Origin of the sequence: Salarchaeum sp. JOR-1, from assembly GCF_007833275.1 — an archaeon.
GTDB lineage: Archaea > Halobacteriota > Halobacteria > Halobacteriales > Halobacteriaceae > Salarchaeum.
The window spans coordinates 283744-299011 of the sequence record NZ_CP042241.1 but is presented as its reverse complement, the minus strand read 5'-3'; the positions used below and the strand labels follow the sequence as shown (position 1 = coordinate 299011).

Here is a 15268-nt window from a genome sequence, read left to right as displayed (position 1 = left end):
ACTGAAGAGCGCAGTCCCTAACTGGTTAGGTATCCCCGGCGCGCTCCGCGACTTCCAGCAGCGTCACCCACGTGTTCTGGCCGGCGCGGAGCGCGGTCAGGTCGCTCGCCACGACGTCGACCGTCACGGTGTCGCCCTCCCGGGAGAGCGACGCCGTCGTTCGGTCGCCCTCGATAGCGCCGGATTCGGGGCGGACGCTCGCGGCGATTCGCTCTGCGACGGCGGGAGAAGCGTAGGAGAAACGAAGCGTCGTCGCGTGCCTACTGGACGTCAACTTCCTTCACGTCGCGCGCCCGCTCCTTCAGGAGCACGCGGTGCCCGCAGTACGGACAGCGGATGCCGCCGTACTCGTCGAGTTCGACGTCCCGCTTGCAGCGCGAGCACTTGTACGACATTATGCCTCCTGTTCTTCCTCGGAGAGCGCGGTGCGGATGGAGCGCTGCACGGACTCGCCGCCGGGCGTCTCCGGACGGTACGCGCCGCCCGCGAACTTGTAGTCGCACTTGCCGCACTGCCAGATGCCGGTGCCTTTGCGGGAGACCTTCTCCGCGCCGCACTCGGGGCAGGAGTGATCCTTGTTGGTGTCGGACTCGATCTCGGAGACGCGGCGGCGCGCGACGCGACCGTACCGAGCGCCGAATCGGCCGGCGCTCCCGGTCGTGGACTTCTTCTCGGCCATAGTACAAGCACGTAGCCACAGCGTCCACATAAGGGCTTTGAGTCGCCCCCGTCCTGCTTACGCGTCCCGCTTCAGGCCCTCGTCTTCGAGCGCGTCGTTCAGGTCGTCCCGGACGCGCTCGCCGGTCTCGCGATCCATCGCCGTCGTCACCACGCGGTTCTCCTGTACCGACGACCCCTCGCGGATGAGCAGCCGGACGTTCCCGTTCGTGTCCGCGCGCGTCACCTTCGCTCGCACGCCGCCGCGCGTGCTCGCGCCGCCGGCGTCGATGGGGCCGGGCACGATCTTCTTCACGTGGGGGTGGCCGGCGATGGTCTCGATGGCGTGCCAGCCCTCGCGCTCCCCCACGAGCGTCGTGTGCGACCCCCCGATTTTCTCCGCCGCGGATTTCTCCACGATTTCGAGGTCGCGACCGCCCCAGCGCTCCAGAACGCTCTCCACTGGGTCGGCCCCGCTCACCCGGTAGAGTTCGTGGTGGAGGTCGCCCCGCAGCGCCCGCACCACCTCGCGCTCGCCCGTCACGAACACCGTCTCCGGACGCTTCCGCCTGATTTCGTCGGCGATGCGGCCCGCGAAGTTCCGCACCTGCGCCACCGCGCGCTCCGCGTCCGGCTCCGGCGTCGTCGTCACCACCGTTTCCCCGAGCACGGGACTGCGCGGGTCGTCCTCCACGCGCTCCGCGTCCAGAAACGTCAGCGTCGCCCGCGACGCCTCGATGTCGACCACGACGGCGTCGCAGTTCGCGGTGTCGCACAGCAGGCAGTAGTCGCCGGGCTTGTCCAGCGGCGCGCCACACTGCCGACACTCCATTTCCTCACCGTAGGGCGGATGGCCGTAAAACCAGAACGGTCTTCAGACGCCCGCGCCCGTCGGCGCGTCCGGTAGTTCGACCGGCTCCGCGTCCAGTCCGAGCTCGTCGAGCGCTTCCTCTAAGTGTTCGGCTTCCGCGTAGTCCGCGCCGTCCGCCTCCCGAATCTCCTGGGTCTTCGCGAGCACTTCTCCCCGGCGGTCGTCGGGAATCTCGTACTTGTCCGTCGCGAGTTCGATGACCAGCCCGTTGTGGTCGCGGGTGTAGAGCGAGTGGAAGACGCCGCGGTCGAAGACGTTGAAGCCGTGGCCGGCGTCGTCGAGACTCTCCATCACCGTCTCGAACTCGTGGGGGTCGATGGAGACGGAGAGGTGGTGGACGGAGCCGACGCGGTGGCGGTGCGGCTGGGGGTTCGAGTCCCGGTCTTCGTTCACGAAGAACGTGAGGATGCGGCCGTCGCCCGCGTCGAAGAACAGGTGGGTCTGGTTCGGGTCGTCGAGGTTCGGCTGCCGTAAGACGAGCGGCATCCCGAGGAGGTCGCGGTAGAACTCGATGGTGTCCTCCTCGTTCGAGCCGATCATCGTGATGTGGTCGACGCCCGTCGTGTGGAACGGCGCGTCCGGCAGGTCGTCACTGACTGGGTACTCGGACATGCCCGAACGGACGACCCGAACCGGGAAAAGCGTGGGTGTCGGTGCGGCGACTGCCTACAGGTCGAGCGGGCTCGTCTTGAGGTACTCGCGGAGGACGACGGTCGCGTACGAGCCTTTCGGCAGCGCGAACGTGAACGTCAGCGGGTCGCGGGCCACGTCGATGTCGGTCCGGACGAGTATCGCGCGCCGCGTTCCCTCCGAGTGGAACTCGCCGGGGAGGTCGAAGTCGCTCGGCGCGATGTCGAGGTCGGCGAGCACGTCGCGCTCGATGTCGCCCTGCTCGCCGTCGGCGAGGTCGGTCTCCGTCCCGACGAGCGGCGCGGTGACGAACGCCCGCCCGCGCTCCGCGTGCCGGGACAGCACGCTCACGCGCTCGCTGGTCGCGCGCTGGAGGCGGTCGGGGTCGGGAATCGTGAGGTCGCCGGGCGCGTCCGCGTCCGCGAAACACACCACGTCGCCCTCGACCGGCTCCGAAAACGGCAGGCCGCGAGCCATCCGTTCCGAGAGGATGCGGTTGAACGCGTACGACTGCGCCGCGTGCACGAACAGCCGCTGGAGGTTCGACGGGAACGTCTCCAGGGCCGCCCGGAAGTCGGCCTCGCTTTCGCCGCCGTTCTCCGCCAGCCGATTCAGCACGGTGCGCTCGTACCGCAGGTGTCCCGGGAACTCCTCGATGGCCGCACTCCAGTCCCGCGTCTCCTCGACGAACTCGCGCGCCGCACGCGTCTCCGGGGGTTCGTGCTCGCTCGGGTTCCCGACGTACGCCAGCACCGCGCCCTCCCAGTCCCCGCGCACCACCGCCAGCCCGACCTCGTGCGTGACCGGCCGATAGCTCCCGAAGCGCTGCTGGCCGAAGAAGTTGGGGGCCGCGACGGATCGCCCTGCGTCCGCAGTCTCCGCGCTTGCCGCCACCGCGTCCGTCGACTGCCCGCCGAACGCGGCGAGTTCGTCCGTAATACCGTTCGCGTTCTCGGGACGGTCGGGGTCTCGGACGACGATTTCGAACTCGTTGCCCACTAAATCGCCGAACTGGATGTTCCGACCCGCGCGTCCCACCACCTCGACTTCGGCGTTCCGAATATCGGGCACGTCCCCGGGGTCGATGGCGCGCACGGTGAACAGCTGGGTGGTGACGGCGTTCTTGTCCTTCGTGCCCGCCCAGTTCACGCGCTCGCGGCTGATGCCGAGGCGGTTCGAGAGCGCGCGCGCGAACCCGTTCGTGTCCCAGTCGGTGAGCGTCGCGCGCACCACCACGTGCGGGTAGTCGCCCGCGCTCTCGCCCGCGGGCTCGGCGGCGAAGTCCTCGATCTCGCGCACTCGAAAGTCACCGGGCGATTCGCGGAGGCGGCCGCCCGTTCCCGGCGTACTGCTCGCGTAGCGCTCGACGCCGACCGCGCGTTCGAGCGGGTGTGCGTCGATCATCAGAACAGGGAGAGGTCGCCCGTTATCGCGTCGATGTCGGCCTCCGCCGCGGGCCCGATGGCGAGCGCGGTCGGCGTCCCCGGTTCCACCTGCGTGTGTCCGGCGTCCTCGATGACGGCCGAGGGCAGGCCGGCGGCCTTCGCCTCCTCGCTCAGCTCGTAGAGCTCGCGCTCCGAGCCGGCCTTGAGCACGATCTTCTTCTGTCCGCCCTGCTTCCACGCTCGCTGCGCCCGGTCGTCAGCGTACTCGAACGCCCGCAGCGACGCGTGCGACGCCTGCGCGGCGACCTTCCCCGTCCCCATCCCGAGGTCGGCGCGCACGACGATGGCTTGCTTCATACCTCGTGGTCTCGTGGACGCGTCAAAGCCGCTACGACTCACCGACGTCATCTAAAACCTATTAGGCCTCGGGCGTCCAGAAACCGGTATGATACTGTCCGACGCCGACCTCCTCGACCGACTGGAGGCCGGCGACCTCGTCGTCGAACCGCTCGACGACCCGGAGTTGCAGATTCAGCCCGCGAGTATCGACGTCCGGCTCGGCCGCGAGTTCCTGGAGTTCCAGCGCGCGAACATCCCCTGCATCCATCCGAACGACGAGACCGAGGTGGACGACTACGTCACGGAGACCGTCGTCGACGAGGGCGGCGAGTTCATCCTCCACCCCGGCGACTTCGTCCTCGGAACTACCCACGAGCGCGTCGAAGTCCCGTCCGACCTCGTGGCGCAGGTCGAGGGCCGGTCGTCGCTCGGACGGCTCGCCGTCGTTGTCCACGCTACAGCGGGGTTTATTGACCCAGGATTCCGTGGGAAAATAACACTCGAACTCTCCAACCTCGGAACCGCCCCGGTCGCGCTCAGTCCGGGGATGCGCATCAGTCAACTCGTGTTCACGGAGCTCACGAGCAGCGCCGACCGCCCGTACGGGAGCGAGCGCGGGTCGAAGTACCAGGATCAGGGCGGCCCGCAGGCGTCCCGCATCCGCGGCGACCGCGAGTTCGGGGGCGAGCAGTGAAGTTCGTCGAGGAGCTCGTCGTGGAGGAGTTCCTCCCGACGTTCCGGTCGATGCTCGCGGCGGACCTCCGGGAGCGCGGGCTGACCCAGCAGGCGGTCGCGGACGTGCTCGGCGTGAGTCAGTCCGCGGTGTCGAAGTACGCGACGGGCGAGGTGGCGCGCAACGAGGGCGTCGCTGAGGACGACCGGGTGCGCGACCTCGTGGAGCGCGTCGGCGAGGGACTCGCGTCCGGCGACATGAGCACGGTGCAGGCGCTCGTCGAGGCCGAAGTCCTGATTCGGAAGCTGGAGGCGCGCGGGGACGTGCTCGCCCGCCTGCACGAGGACGCCGTCCCCGAACTCGCGGAGTACGAGGGCGACTTCCGCGTGCACGACCCGGACAGCGACCTCCTCGCTCGCGAGCGCGTGCGGTCGAGCGTGCGGCGGGGCGTGCGGACGCTCGAACACGCGAGCGGGTTCGCGACACTCGTGCCGAACGTCGGGTCGAACCTCGTGGAGTGCCTGTCGAACGCGCAGTCCGTGGAGGACGTTGCGGGCGTCCCCGGCCGCGTCTTCGACGTGATGGGGCGCGTCGAGGTTCCCGGTGAGCCGGCGTTCGGCGTCTCCGAGCACGTCGCGTCCGTTCTGCTCGCCGCGCGCGCGAACGGGAGCGACGCGAGCGCCGCGCTCAACGTCCGGTACGACCCCGCGCTCGTCGCCGCGCTCGAGAAAACGGGACGCGTCACCGCGGAGTTCGACGCCGACTACGACGACGTGTCCGTCGCGGTCGCGGACGCGTTCGCGGACCGGCCGGACGCGACCGTGCTCTACCAGTCCGGCGGGTTCGGAATCGAGCCCGTGCTCTACCTGCTCGGCGAGTCCGCGCCCGCGGTCGCCGACGTCGCCCGCGACCTCCTCGAGTAGGGGGTCACGGCCGTCCGCGCGAGACCGCGCGGGGCGTCGGCGGACAGCGAGACGGACAGCCGCCAGTCGCCCGCCGGCGTGCGGTGGGCGTCGGTGACGGCGACCGTTCGATCCGCCCGCGCGAGCGCGACCGTCAGCGGGAGCGTCGGCAGGCGCTCGCCGTCCGCGTCGAACGCGTAGCCGTCGAGGCGGAGGTCGAGGCGGCCGGTCCGCCTGCGGTACGCGTACGCCGACAGCAGCGACCCCGCGCGCAGCGCGTCGAGCGCGTCCGCGACCGTGTTCCCGTTCTCCGAGCGGCGGTCGGTGGCGCTCGCGACGACGGCCTGCTGGCGGGCGGGCGGGAGCGCGTCGTCGAGCACGCCGGCGATGGTGTCGAGGAGCGCGACGCCGAGCGCGTCGGGATCCGTCGTCTCGCTCGCGGCCGCGAGGTAGGTATCGAGAATCGTCCGCTCCACGTCCGTCTCGCCGCAGTCCCCGAGCGCGTCGAACAGCGCGCCCGCGAGCCGGCTACACGCCTCTCGGGGCGGTGCGCCGTCGGTTCCGCGGGCGTGTTCGACGGCGAGGTCGTATATCGGGGCGCGCGGGTCGTACGCGGCGAGTCGGTTCCGGTACTGGGCCGCGAGTTCCGCGGCTTCGCTCGCCGTCTCCCGGTCGGGGTACTGCTGGCCGGTGACCGGATGCGGTCGTTCGCCCGTGTCGAGGCAGGCGACGCGGTAGGGGCCGCCGGTCGCGAGGTCGTCCAGTCGCCGACGGAGACCGTCGAGCGTCACACCACGCATACGATTTAGGCTAGCCTAAAACAACGTAGTTCTATCGGTCGCCCACGCCCTCCCGGATTCGGTGCTCCGCGTCGGCCAGCGCCGCCGTCCGGTCGAACGACTCGACGATGTCGCGGCGCTCCTCGTCGCTCGCGTCCGCGAGGTCGCGCGCGTGCCGTGTGACGTTCGGAACCGCGCGCATGATGTTGTCGATGATGGGGACGGCCGCGCTCCGCGCCGACCGACTCATCGGGTTCAGGTCGACGACTATCTCCGTCTTCCCCATCGCCGCGAGCGCCGCCGCGCGGTCGCCGTCCTCCAGCGGAACGAGCACCACGTCCGCGTCGTAGATACCGTCCGCGTCCACCTTCGCGCGCTCGTGTGACAGCCCCGGGATGCGAGCGTCCGCCGCGAGCCCCTTCACCTCGCTCGCGCCGTGCTCGCGCAAGTGGTCGGCGATGGCGCGCATCCGCTCCTCGGTGCGGTTGAAGAGGTTGACTTCGAGATCCGCGCCAACCGCCTCCGCCAGCTCTACCATCTCACCGGGGACGAGCGCGGCGACGTTCCCGTTCACGGAGAGCACGGGATGGTCGGCGAGCAGGAGGTGGGCGGCCGCGGCGCGCTCGGCCGCCTCCGCGCTCTCCGTCGTCTCCTCGCCGAGGAGGTAGTCGAACGCCTCGCCGCGCCCCTCCGCGATGAGTCCCTGCTTGCTCGTGATCCCCTTCTCGACGCCCTCCTCGATGCGGTGGCGGGTGAGGAGTGACTCGTAGCGCGGGTGGTCTTCCGGCACATCCACGTCGCTCATACCCATTCTCACGCCCGCCCCGGCAAAAAAGAGCCGTTTACTGGAGCGTCGCGCCCGCGGGATGAATCCGGCAGGCCTCGGCGTCGTACCCCGCGTCCGTGAGGCCGTGACCGAGCGCGAACACCGTCCGGCCGAGCATCGCCATCGACGCCCGCCCGCCCGCGTCCAGGACGTCCCCGACGACCTCGTCGATGTCGTCAGTCAGCAGGCCGGCCTCCGCGGCGAACGTCCGGGACGCAGCGACGAACCGGTCGAGCGTCGGCTCGTCCCGCAGGCGGTCGAGCGCGCGTTCGCCCGCGGCCGACAGCGTTTCCGTGTCCCCGGAGAGCACGTCCGCGGTGGAGAGGCCGCCGAACGACGCGTACTCGACGCGCGCCGTCTCCGGCACGCCGTCCAATCGACCGTGCGGGGGCGCGCCTGGTTCCTCCCGAATCGGCGCGCCGCCCCGCGCCTGCGCCACCACGTCCCCCAGTCCGGTGCCGGCGTCCACCTCGGCCGCGTGCGCGAGCCGGACGAGACCGTTCTCCGAGCGCCCGCAGCCGAAGGTCGCGTTCGCCGCGTACGCCGCGCCCAGCGCCGTCGCGCCCGACACGCCGAACCCCGCGCCCACCGGAAGCGGCGTCTCCGCCTCGACGCGCGCCGTCACGCCGAGCGCGTCCAGCACGCCCGCCACCGCCGCCACGTCCGCGCGTTCGCCGTTCAGAAACACCGCGGACTCGTCGGCCGACCGCACCGACACGGTGACGCCGTCCGTCAGCGTCAGTCCCGCGCCCCGCGACCCCGCCCGCGCCGGGTCGTCGTCGCGATGGATGCTGAACAACCCCGTGACGTGCCCGGGGACGAACGCGCGCGCTCCGTCTGTCATCACGACGAACTCGGCGGTCGGCGAGGATAAGCCTTGCAGGTTCAGGACTCGTCCGCGACCCGAACGCCCGCCTTCGGGTGCTGATCGGTGTACTCGGCGAGCACGCCCGCCGACCGCAGCTCCTCGATGCGGTTCTTCGCCCGCTCGCGCTCCCAGTCCCCGAGCACTTCGAGCGCGTCGAGCAGGAACTCCTCCGCGATCCCCTCGCTCGCCCCGCTCTCCGGCGGGTCGCTCACCCGCTCGTTCAGCACGCGAACGACGTCCACGAGGTCGTCCGCCGGCTCGACGGCCTCGTGCCAGGACGCGGGGTATCGACTCACGCGGCCGTTCTCCACCTCGTAGACCGCGTTTACGTCGACCCAGGACTCGGTGTCGGTCAGCTGTTCCTCCAGTTCCGCCCGGATCGTGTCCGCGTCCCGCGCGTCCCCGATTTCGTCGATGTACGCGTCGAGGCGCTCCCGCGACACGCCCGGTTCGTCGGTGGCGTGCCCGCGTTCGACCAGCCGAACTAGTTCCGTGACGAGGAGGTTTTGCCCCCGGCTCCCGGCCTCGACGAGCACGTCGTCGTCCACGAGCGTCATGTCCGGACACACGGCCCGGCGATACAAGAAACGAGTGGCCCCCGTCGGAACCGCTACGCGCGGATGGCCGTCCCGTGCGCGTCTCCGACGCGGACGATTTCCCTCGCGCGGTCGCGCGTCGCAACCCCGAGTAAACGCGTCCGTGTTCAGGCGTCGATGGTCTTCCCGTGCGCGTCCTTCACGCCTTCGACGGTCTGGCGGACGGCGTCACAGCCCTCGTCGTGCAGGAGGTCGCCGACGACGATCACGTCGGAGCGTTCGCCCATCTCGTACGCGCTGTCGTAGTCGCCGATACCGCCGCCGTAGAACAGGGTCGACTCGTCGAGCGCGTCGTGCGCGGCCTCCACGATGTCGGGGTCGCCGTAGGTGCCGGAGTACTCGACGTACACGATGTCCTGGCCGAGCATGCGCTCCGCGACAGTGGCGTACGCCGCCACGTCGTCTGGCGTCTGCGCGCACTGCGCGTCCGTCAACTCAGCGACGCTCGACTCCTCGTTCAGCACGATGTATGCCTCGGTCGTGGTCTTCTCCCAGTTCACGTCGCCGATACGCACCCACTCCTTGTGCGCGCCCGTAATCCAGGAGACGCCGCCCGCGTTCAACACGATGGGGACGAGGTAGCCGTCGAGCGCGTCGTCGTTCACGACGACCGCCGGGTTCGACGGCTCCTGATAGATCGGCACGTCGTGCTTGCGGCAGGCGTCGATGACGCGCTCCATCTTCTCCGACGTCACGTCCAGCGTTCCACCGACCTCGATGGCGTCGGTTCCCGTCCGACACACGTCCTCGAACGTCTCCCCCTCGACGAGCGACTTGTCCGGATCGACCTTCAGGACGTGGTCCCAGTCCCGCCACGCGTTACTCATGCCCCGTGGTTTCTATCACGCGGCAAAAACCCCTTCGATCCGCCTAACACACCCGTAGAGGCGTGAATCTCCCGCCTCACTCTGGTCTTGGTTCCCGTTGCGGACGGTGGCTTCGGTGGCGGGCCCCACGTCGGCGACGCCCTCGAAGCTCCGGGAGTCTCCCCGTGGAGAGAACACGCAACGCGTTTACGCCCCAACCCCCACGTATCGGGCGAATGCCGGTCATCGACTGCGACCCCGACGACGCACGCCAGCGCCTCCAGGCGGCGGGTGCGTCCGTCGGGGACGGAAACACCGAGCACGAGCGCTGGCGCGCGAGCCTCGGGGACGCCACCGCGGTCGCGTACGACGACACGGTCGTCGTGCAGGGCGCGACCCCCACGGACATCACGGCCGTCGTGGAAGACCACGCGGGCCGGGTGCACGTCTACTTCGACGGCGCGAGCCGCGGCAACCCCGGTCCCGCCGCGGTCGGCTGGGTGCTCGTCTCCGGCGACGGCATCGTCGCGGAGGGCGGCGACCGCATCGGCCGCGCGACGAACAACCAGGCCGAGTACGACGCCCTCGTCGCGGGCCTCGAAGCCGCCGACCGCTACGGCTTCGACGAGGTCGAAGTGCGGGGCGACTCCCAGCTCATCGTGAAGCAGGTGACGGGCGCGTGGAACACGAACGACCCCACGCTGAAGGAGAAACGCGTCCGGGTGCGCGAACTCCTCGACCGGTTCGACGACTGGTCGCTCACGCACGTGCCGCGCGAGGTGAACGACCGCGCGGACGACCTCGCGAACGAGGCGCTCGACAATGACTGAGGTGCCGGAGGATGTCGTGGACGAGGCCGAGCGCCTGACCCGGCTCGCGCGCCGCGTCGGCGACGACGAGGAGGCGGCGGCGTATCGAGAGCGCCGCGACGACCTGCTCGCCGAGCACGACTTCGAGGTTCGCGTGCGCGAGGAGGACGACAGCGATACACTCGTCTGCTATCCCGAAGAGTGGCTGGAGGACGGAACGGTTCGGGTCGAACGCATCGAGGACACCGACCGGGCCGCCGAGCGCTCGCTCTCCCGGGGCGGCGAGGCCGAGGAGTGGGAGACGGTCGAGGAACACAACCGCGCCATCGTCGAATCGGTGCGCGAGACGTACGGGGAGTCTGAAGCGGCGAACGCGCGCGCGTTCGCGGACTTCATGGGTAACCACTACTCGCGGCGGATGGAGACCGCGACCCGCGCGGAACTCCGGGAGTTCCGCGCCGAGTACTACCCGCGGAACGTCTGGCCGACCGACGAGCAGGAAGCGGCGCTGGAGCGGTCGCTACGCGCGGTGTTCGAAATAGCGGGAGAACGGTATCCGGCTTAGTTCTCGACGAGGTTGATGACGGTCTCTGCGCGGTCGTCGTCGGTGACGAACTTGCTGAGCGTCCACTCGATGTCGTCGAGGACGGCCGCGAAGCCGTCGTCGGTGAGCGCGTACTCGTTCGTGCGCTTGTCGAGTTCGGACTTCTCCACGAAGCCCTTGTTGACGAGGTCGTCGAGGTTCGGGTAGAGTCGACCGTGGTTGACTTCTTCCCCGTAGTAGTCTTCGAGCTCACGCTTGATGGCGAGACCGTAGCGGGCCTCCTCAGCGAGTACGACAAGGATGTTCTTCTGGAACGCAGTCAGATCGCGGGCGTCCTGACGCACCGCGCGTTGTGCCTCTGACATACTGGAATACATGTCATCCCTCTATTTAAACGCTTCTCACGCCGCCGAGAGTTTTGACGCCCGGGAGCGATGCGAAAGGCCCTTTAACCCGCTCAACACAGTCGAATCCACATGACGAATCTCTGGGAAGACCTCGAAACCGGCCCCGACGCGCCCGACGTCATCTACGCCGTCGTGGAGTGCCTGAAGGGCGAGCGGAACAAGTACGAGTACGACAAGAACATCCCCGGCGTGATGCTCGACCGCGTCCTCCACTCGAACGTCCACTACCCGAGCGACTACGGCTTCATCCCGCAGTCGTACTACGACGACGAGGACCCGTTCGACGTGCTCGTGCTCGTGAAAGACCAGACGTTCCCCGGCTGCGTCATCGAAGCGCGCCCCGTCGGCCTGATGGAGATGGACGACGACGGCGAGAAGGACGACAAGGTCATCGCGGTGCCCGTCGAAGACCCCCGGTACGATCACATCGAGGACATCGAGGACGTCACCGACCAGAAGAAAGAGGAGATCGAGGAGTTCTTCGAGACGTACAAGAACCTCGAAGCGGGCAAGGAAGTCGAAGTGCTCGGGTGGCAGGACAAGCAGGCGGCGAAGGACGCAATCGAGCACGCGCAGGAGCTCTACGAGGAGAACTTCGCGTAACCGCGCAACCCGTATTCTTCTCGCGCATCCGGACGCCCCCGCTGAATGCGTTATGCCCATGGGTAATTTTAGGTGCGTGTCGCCCCTTCACTCACCCATGGCAGCGAAACAGCCCGTGGGTATCCAGCACGTCACCGTCGTCCCGACCAACTACGAGGACGCGGACGAAACGGACGCGAACGACTCCGACGAATAGAGCCGCCCTGGGAAGGTTCTTGGCGCTGCCGCGCGAAGGCCGCGTATGGGATTGCTCGACCGCCTCGGCGGCGGCGCGCCACGGGTAGCGTTCCTGGGCCTCGACGGGGTGCCGGCGAGCCTCGTCGCCCAGCACCCGGACGTCTTCTCGAACCTCACCGCCATCGCGAACGACGGCAGCACCGACACCATCGACTCCATCGCGCCGCCGGACGAACTGGCGTGCTGGCCCGCGCTCACCGCCGGGAAGAACCCCGGGCGGACGGGCGTGTACGGCCTTCAAGACCGCGAGACCGGCGCGTACGAGACGTACGTTCCGATGGGGGGTGACGTGCAGACCGCCCGGGTCTGGGATCACGTCACGGACGCCGACCGGAACGCCACCGTCCTGAACGTCCCGGTCACCGCGCCGCCCCAGCAGGACGTGCAGCGGATGGTTTCGGGATTCCTCTCGCCGAGCGTCGAACAGGCCGCACACCCGCCCGCAGTCGCCGAGTACCTCGACGGCATCGAGTATCGCCTGCAGACGAACGCGAAACTCGGCCACCGCGACGACAAGTCCGACTTCCTCGCGAACGCGCACGAGACGCTGGACGCGCGCTACGAGGCGTTCGATCACTTCGTCGACGCGAACGACTGGGCCCTCTTCTGTGGCGTGTTCACCGCGCCCGACCACGTGAACCACTTCCTCTACCGAGACTACCTCGCTGACGGCGAATACAAGACCGACTTCCTGGAGTTCTACGAGAAACTCGACCGGTACGTCGGCGCCCTCTACGATAGCCTCCCGGACGACGTGGCGTTCGTCGTCGCGTCCGACCACGGGTTCACCGGCCTCGAGCACGAAGTGTACGCGAACGCGTGGCTCGAACGAGAGGGCTGGCTCGACTTCGACGGCCCCGACCCGGAGACGCTCGCGGACATCAGCGACGACGCGCGCGCGTACGCGTTCAGCTCCGGCCGGTTCTACCTGAACCTCGAGGGCCGCGAACCCCGCGGGCGCGTCCCCGAGAGCGAGTACCGGGCAGTCCGCGACGAACTCGCGGACGCCCTCCGCCAGTTCACCGGCCCGGACGGCGCGCCCGTCGTCGACCGCGTCGTGGAGAAGGAAGCCGCGTTCGACGGCCCGCACGACGACATGGCGCCCGACCTCGTCGCCATCCCGAACGACGGCTTCGACCTCAAAGCGGGCTTCCGGAACGACCACGACGTGTTCGAGACCGGCCACCGAACCGGCATGCACACGTTCGACGACGCACTCCTCGTGACGGACGAACCCGGCCTCCGAACCGACGCCGCCAGCCTCTACGACCTCACACCCACGATACTCGACCTCCTCGACATCGACTACGACACCACCGACTTCGACGGCAAAACGTTGCTGTAGCGGTCGCGGTGCGGTCGCGGTTGCGGCGCGGAAGTCGCTCCGCTGTCGTACCGAGCGCGCCGCGGGCGCGCTCGGCCTTTTTGGTGGAGAGTTTTCGAGGAGTGGTTCGCCGGAGGCGAACCCGACGGAGAAAACGGTTCGTTAGAACAGCCCGTCGAGGTCGTCGTTCTGGAAGGCGTCGGCGGGGTCGGGTTCGGGATCGGTTTTGGCGGCTTCGCGGGCGCGGTCGAGGAAGGATTCGACGCGGCTGGAGCGGGAGATACCGGAGAGCAGGACGAGGGCGGCGATCTGGTCGCTGTCGAGGGGGTAGTCGCCGCCGCGAACCTGGGTGCTACCGGTTTCGTCCTCGATCCAGCGGCGGGCGCGTTCGACGCCTTTGCGGGGGATGCGGTCGGGGTGGCCGGCGACGACGACGAGCGCGGCGTCGGATTCGGTGGTTTCGGGGACGCTCATGCCGGTGAGGAGGGATTTCCGGATCGTGCTGGTGACCACGTTGATGTTCTCCTCCGGGTCGGCGCTGGCGTCGGCGCTGGCGTAGCCGATGGCGGCCATGCTGCCGTTGCGGAGGGTGTTGATGATCTCGCTGGAGTCGACGACGGATTCGGCGACGCCGTCAGTGGCTTCACCGGACGCGAGCAGGAGGCCGATTCGGTGGGCGACGGTGTCGTTGATGGCGGCGTAGGCGTCGGTGACGGACTGGCCGCTCGCGTACCAGGCGTCGTTGTCGACGAGGAGAGTGCTGTCGGCTTCCCGGACAACGGTCTTGAGGCTGCGGCCGGCGTTCGCCTGATAGAGCGCGCCTTCGTTGCGTCCGGGGAGGACGCCGAGGCAGTAGACGGGGATGTCGTAGACGCGCTTGAGTTCGCGGACGAGGACGGGCGCGCCGCCGCTGCCGGTGCCGCCGCCGAGGCCGGCGACGACGAACACGGCTTCGGTGCGGCTGGTGATAGTGCCGTCGAGGGCGTTCACGACTTCGGGCGTGTCCTCCTGCATGAGTTCCGCGCCGAGTTCGTTCTCGCCGCCGACGCCGTCGCCGCTGACGACGTCCTGACCGATGAGGAGGGTTGGGATGTCGAGCGGGGCGAGATCCTGGCGCGCGGTGTTGACGGCGAGCGCTCCCTGCACGGCTCCATAGCCGTTCTCGCGGTCGTTTCGGACGAGGGCTTGGGTGAGTTTACCGCCGGCTTGGCCGACGCCGACGAGGGCGGCCTTCATGCACGAATGCTCTCTGTTAGACGCCTTCAAGCTTGCGCCGAGGGTTGAAACGGGAAGCCGCGGCCAGTCGGGTGTATGCCGGATACAACCTCGCTCGCCGACCGCGTCCGCGCGGTCGAACGCGCGCTCACCGACGCCGACGAACTCCCCGACCTCGACACCACAACCCCCGAACGAATCGACGCCCTCGAAACCCGTCTCGACCGCCTGGAGAGCGCGCTCGCCGACCTCGACGCCGACCTTCAGGCCGTCCGCGGACACGTCGGCGAACTCGACCGAACCTCGGAGCCCGCGAACGAGGCGTTCTCGGTACGGCCATCGGCGGCTTCGCGAGACGACGCACGACCCACGCGCGCGGCCGACTTCCCGCATCCCGTGCCCGATGTCGAACCGCGGGTAGACGAGTCCCCTGAACCGCAGTCGCTCCGCGAGCGCGTTCGAGCGTTCCTGTGACCGCGGTTCGCGCGCTCGTCGCGATAGCCGTCGGCGCCGCGCTGGTCGCGGCTGCACTTCCCGCCGTCGAGGACGCCCGCGCCGACCGCGCGCTCGCCGCCGCGACGACCGCCGCCGACCGCGTCTGCGACGCAGCGAACGGTCTCGTCGCCACCTCGAACGCTGCACCACCCGGGACGGCTGCGACCCGCACACTCTCACTCGTGCTCCCAGCCGGAATCAGCCTCTCGGTCGACCGCGGAGTCCGCGTTCACGCTGCCGCCTTCGACCGCCGGGTGTGTCGGCTCCCGGTACCGGTCGCGTCTGAGCGCCGGCTGACCGCG

At 69.2% G+C, this 15268-nt stretch carries 21 protein-coding genes; 7 read left to right on the top strand and 14 right to left on the bottom strand.

The window, feature by feature from the left end; genetic code table 11:
* Positions 1–25: 25 nt before the first annotated feature.
* From FQU85_RS02475 to pth2, 7 genes are read right to left on the bottom strand one after another with little or no spacing between them, the layout of a single operon-like run.
* Positions 26–274, bottom strand: a complete 249-nt coding sequence (locus FQU85_RS02475) for a KEOPS complex subunit Pcc1 (protein WP_145843971.1) — start codon at positions 272–274, stop codon at positions 26–28.
* The gene (locus tag FQU85_RS02470; RefSeq protein ID WP_145843970.1) at positions 261–395 is read right to left on the bottom strand and encodes a DNA-directed RNA polymerase subunit P; all 135 of its coding nucleotides are present in this window, start codon (positions 393–395) and stop codon (positions 261–263) included. The genes FQU85_RS02475 and FQU85_RS02470 overlap by 14 nt, the downstream gene beginning before the upstream one ends.
* Positions 395–679 (bottom strand): 50S ribosomal protein L37ae, encoded by a 285-nt coding sequence (locus FQU85_RS02465; protein WP_145843969.1) that lies wholly within the window; start codon positions 677–679, stop codon positions 395–397. Before FQU85_RS02465 ends, FQU85_RS02470 begins: the two co-directional genes overlap by 1 nt.
* A 57-nt stretch (positions 680–736) precedes the next feature.
* Positions 737–1489, bottom strand: coding sequence for a DUF2103 domain-containing protein (locus FQU85_RS02460; protein WP_145843968.1), 753 nt, complete (start codon positions 1487–1489; stop codon positions 737–739).
* A 42-nt stretch (positions 1490–1531) separates the two neighbouring features.
* A complete protein-coding gene (locus tag FQU85_RS02455; RefSeq protein WP_145843967.1) occupies positions 1532–2140 on the bottom strand; it encodes a VOC family protein in 609 nt (202 codons plus the stop codon).
* A 54-nt stretch (positions 2141–2194) separates the two neighbouring features.
* Positions 2195–3562 (bottom strand): tRNA pseudouridine(13) synthase TruD, encoded by a 1368-nt coding sequence (gene truD / locus FQU85_RS02450; protein WP_145843966.1) that lies wholly within the window; start codon positions 3560–3562, stop codon positions 2195–2197.
* The gene (gene pth2, locus FQU85_RS02445) at positions 3562–3900 is read right to left on the bottom strand and encodes a peptidyl-tRNA hydrolase Pth2 (RefSeq protein WP_145843965.1); all 339 of its coding nucleotides are present in this window, start codon (positions 3898–3900) and stop codon (positions 3562–3564) included. Before pth2 ends, truD begins: the two co-directional genes overlap by 1 nt.
* A gap of 88 nt (positions 3901–3988) precedes the next feature.
* Here pth2 and dcd point away from each other — a divergent pair, with 88 nt between their 5' ends.
* Positions 3989–4576, top strand: coding sequence for a dCTP deaminase (dcd, locus tag FQU85_RS02440; protein WP_145843964.1), 588 nt, complete (start codon positions 3989–3991; stop codon positions 4574–4576).
* Positions 4573–5478: a thiamine-phosphate synthase family protein gene (locus FQU85_RS02435; RefSeq protein WP_145843963.1), complete on the top strand. Its 906-nt coding sequence runs from the start codon at positions 4573–4575 to the stop codon at positions 5476–5478. The genes dcd and FQU85_RS02435 overlap by 4 nt, the downstream gene beginning before the upstream one ends.
* Here FQU85_RS02435 and FQU85_RS02430 read toward each other — a convergent pair.
* From FQU85_RS02430 to FQU85_RS02410, 5 genes are all read right to left on the bottom strand, one after another.
* Entirely contained in the window at positions 5418–6257 is an 840-nt protein-coding gene (locus tag FQU85_RS02430) for a hypothetical protein (protein WP_145843962.1), read from the bottom strand. The genes FQU85_RS02435 and FQU85_RS02430 overlap by 61 nt on opposite strands.
* A gap of 31 nt (positions 6258–6288) precedes the next feature.
* On the bottom strand, positions 6289–7041 hold the full coding sequence (locus tag FQU85_RS02425) for a 4-phosphopantoate--beta-alanine ligase (RefSeq protein ID WP_145843961.1): 753 nt from the start codon (positions 7039–7041) through the stop codon (positions 6289–6291).
* Between the two features lie 37 nt (positions 7042–7078).
* Positions 7079–7906 carry a pantoate kinase gene (locus FQU85_RS02420; protein WP_145843960.1) on the bottom strand — a complete coding sequence of 276 codons (828 nt, stop codon included), beginning with the start codon at positions 7904–7906 and terminating at the stop codon, positions 7079–7081.
* 41 nt (positions 7907–7947) lie between these two features.
* On the bottom strand, positions 7948–8487 hold the full coding sequence (locus FQU85_RS02415; protein ID WP_145843959.1) for a hypothetical protein: 540 nt from the start codon (positions 8485–8487) through the stop codon (positions 7948–7950).
* 146 nt (positions 8488–8633) lie between these two features.
* The gene (locus FQU85_RS02410; protein WP_145843958.1) at positions 8634–9353 is read right to left on the bottom strand and encodes a phosphoglycerol geranylgeranyltransferase; all 720 of its coding nucleotides are present in this window, start codon (positions 9351–9353) and stop codon (positions 8634–8636) included.
* 215 nt (positions 9354–9568) lie between these two features.
* Here FQU85_RS02410 and rnhA point away from each other — a divergent pair, with 215 nt between their 5' ends.
* Together rnhA and FQU85_RS02400 are read left to right on the top strand one after the other, a co-directional pair.
* The gene (gene rnhA / locus FQU85_RS02405; protein ID WP_145843957.1) at positions 9569–10162 is read left to right on the top strand and encodes a ribonuclease HI; all 594 of its coding nucleotides are present in this window, start codon (positions 9569–9571) and stop codon (positions 10160–10162) included.
* A complete protein-coding gene (locus FQU85_RS02400; protein ID WP_145843956.1) occupies positions 10155–10706 on the top strand; it encodes a rnhA operon protein in 552 nt (183 codons plus the stop codon). Before rnhA ends, FQU85_RS02400 begins: the two co-directional genes overlap by 8 nt.
* Here FQU85_RS02400 and FQU85_RS02395 read toward each other — a convergent pair.
* Positions 10703–11050, bottom strand: a complete 348-nt coding sequence (locus FQU85_RS02395; protein WP_145843955.1) for a PadR family transcriptional regulator — start codon at positions 11048–11050, stop codon at positions 10703–10705. The two genes, FQU85_RS02400 and FQU85_RS02395, sit on opposite strands and share 4 nt — an antisense overlap.
* A gap of 111 nt (positions 11051–11161) precedes the next feature.
* Here FQU85_RS02395 and FQU85_RS02390 point away from each other — a divergent pair, with 111 nt between their 5' ends.
* Positions 11162–11695: an inorganic diphosphatase gene (locus FQU85_RS02390; RefSeq protein WP_145843954.1), complete on the top strand. Its 534-nt coding sequence runs from the start codon at positions 11162–11164 to the stop codon at positions 11693–11695.
* 241 nt (positions 11696–11936) lie between these two features.
* Positions 11937–13277, top strand: a complete 1341-nt coding sequence (locus FQU85_RS02385) for an alkaline phosphatase family protein (protein WP_145843953.1) — start codon at positions 11937–11939, stop codon at positions 13275–13277.
* A 141-nt stretch (positions 13278–13418) separates the two neighbouring features.
* Here the strand turns inward: FQU85_RS02385 and FQU85_RS02380 are convergent, their stop codons facing one another.
* On the bottom strand, positions 13419–14492 hold the full coding sequence (locus FQU85_RS02380; protein WP_145843952.1) for a tubulin/FtsZ family protein: 1074 nt from the start codon (positions 14490–14492) through the stop codon (positions 13419–13421).
* A gap of 75 nt (positions 14493–14567) precedes the next feature.
* On the opposite strand from FQU85_RS02380, the gene FQU85_RS02375 reads away from it, so the two are divergent.
* Complete coding sequence (locus FQU85_RS02375; RefSeq protein ID WP_145843951.1) at positions 14568–14945, top strand: hypothetical protein; 378 nt, start codon at positions 14568–14570, stop codon at positions 14943–14945.
* Positions 14946–15268 lie beyond the last annotated feature (323 nt).

Excerpts from the sequence above, each read along its gene's own strand:
- FQU85_RS02470 (WP_145843970.1), bottom strand. The coding sequence starts at position 395 with ATGTCGTACAAGTGCTCGCGCTGCAAGCGGGACGTCGAACTCGACGAG.
- FQU85_RS02465 (WP_145843969.1), bottom strand. The coding sequence starts at position 679 with ATGGCCGAGAAGAAGTCCACGACCGGGAGCGCCGGCCGATTCGGCGCT.
- FQU85_RS02460 (WP_145843968.1), bottom strand. The coding sequence starts at position 1,489 with ATGGAGTGTCGGCAGTGTGGCGCGCCGCTGGACAAGCCCGGCGACTAC.
- FQU85_RS02455 (WP_145843967.1), bottom strand. The coding sequence starts at position 2,140 with ATGTCCGAGTACCCAGTCAGTGACGACCTGCCGGACGCGCCGTTCCAC.
- truD (WP_145843966.1), bottom strand. The coding sequence starts at position 3,562 with ATGATCGACGCACACCCGCTCGAACGCGCGGTCGGCGTCGAGCGCTAC.
- pth2 (WP_145843965.1), bottom strand. The coding sequence starts at position 3,900 with ATGAAGCAAGCCATCGTCGTGCGCGCCGACCTCGGGATGGGGACGGGG.
- dcd (WP_145843964.1), top strand. The coding sequence starts at position 3,989 with ATGATACTGTCCGACGCCGACCTCCTCGACCGACTGGAGGCCGGCGAC.
- FQU85_RS02430 (WP_145843962.1), bottom strand. The coding sequence starts at position 6,257 with ATGCGTGGTGTGACGCTCGACGGTCTCCGTCGGCGACTGGACGACCTC.
- FQU85_RS02425 (WP_145843961.1), bottom strand. The coding sequence starts at position 7,041 with ATGAGCGACGTGGATGTGCCGGAAGACCACCCGCGCTACGAGTCACTC.
- FQU85_RS02420 (WP_145843960.1), bottom strand. The coding sequence starts at position 7,906 with ATGACAGACGGAGCGCGCGCGTTCGTCCCCGGGCACGTCACGGGGTTG.
- FQU85_RS02415 (WP_145843959.1), bottom strand. The coding sequence starts at position 8,487 with ATGACGCTCGTGGACGACGACGTGCTCGTCGAGGCCGGGAGCCGGGGG.
- FQU85_RS02410 (WP_145843958.1), bottom strand. The coding sequence starts at position 9,353 with ATGAGTAACGCGTGGCGGGACTGGGACCACGTCCTGAAGGTCGATCCG.
- rnhA (WP_145843957.1), top strand. The coding sequence starts at position 9,569 with ATGCCGGTCATCGACTGCGACCCCGACGACGCACGCCAGCGCCTCCAG.
- FQU85_RS02400 (WP_145843956.1), top strand. The coding sequence starts at position 10,155 with ATGACTGAGGTGCCGGAGGATGTCGTGGACGAGGCCGAGCGCCTGACC.
- FQU85_RS02395 (WP_145843955.1), bottom strand. The coding sequence starts at position 11,050 with ATGTCAGAGGCACAACGCGCGGTGCGTCAGGACGCCCGCGATCTGACT.
- FQU85_RS02390 (WP_145843954.1), top strand. The coding sequence starts at position 11,162 with ATGACGAATCTCTGGGAAGACCTCGAAACCGGCCCCGACGCGCCCGAC.
- FQU85_RS02385 (WP_145843953.1), top strand. The coding sequence starts at position 11,937 with ATGGGATTGCTCGACCGCCTCGGCGGCGGCGCGCCACGGGTAGCGTTC.
- FQU85_RS02380 (WP_145843952.1), bottom strand. The coding sequence starts at position 14,492 with ATGAAGGCCGCCCTCGTCGGCGTCGGCCAAGCCGGCGGTAAACTCACC.
- FQU85_RS02375 (WP_145843951.1), top strand. The coding sequence starts at position 14,568 with ATGCCGGATACAACCTCGCTCGCCGACCGCGTCCGCGCGGTCGAACGC.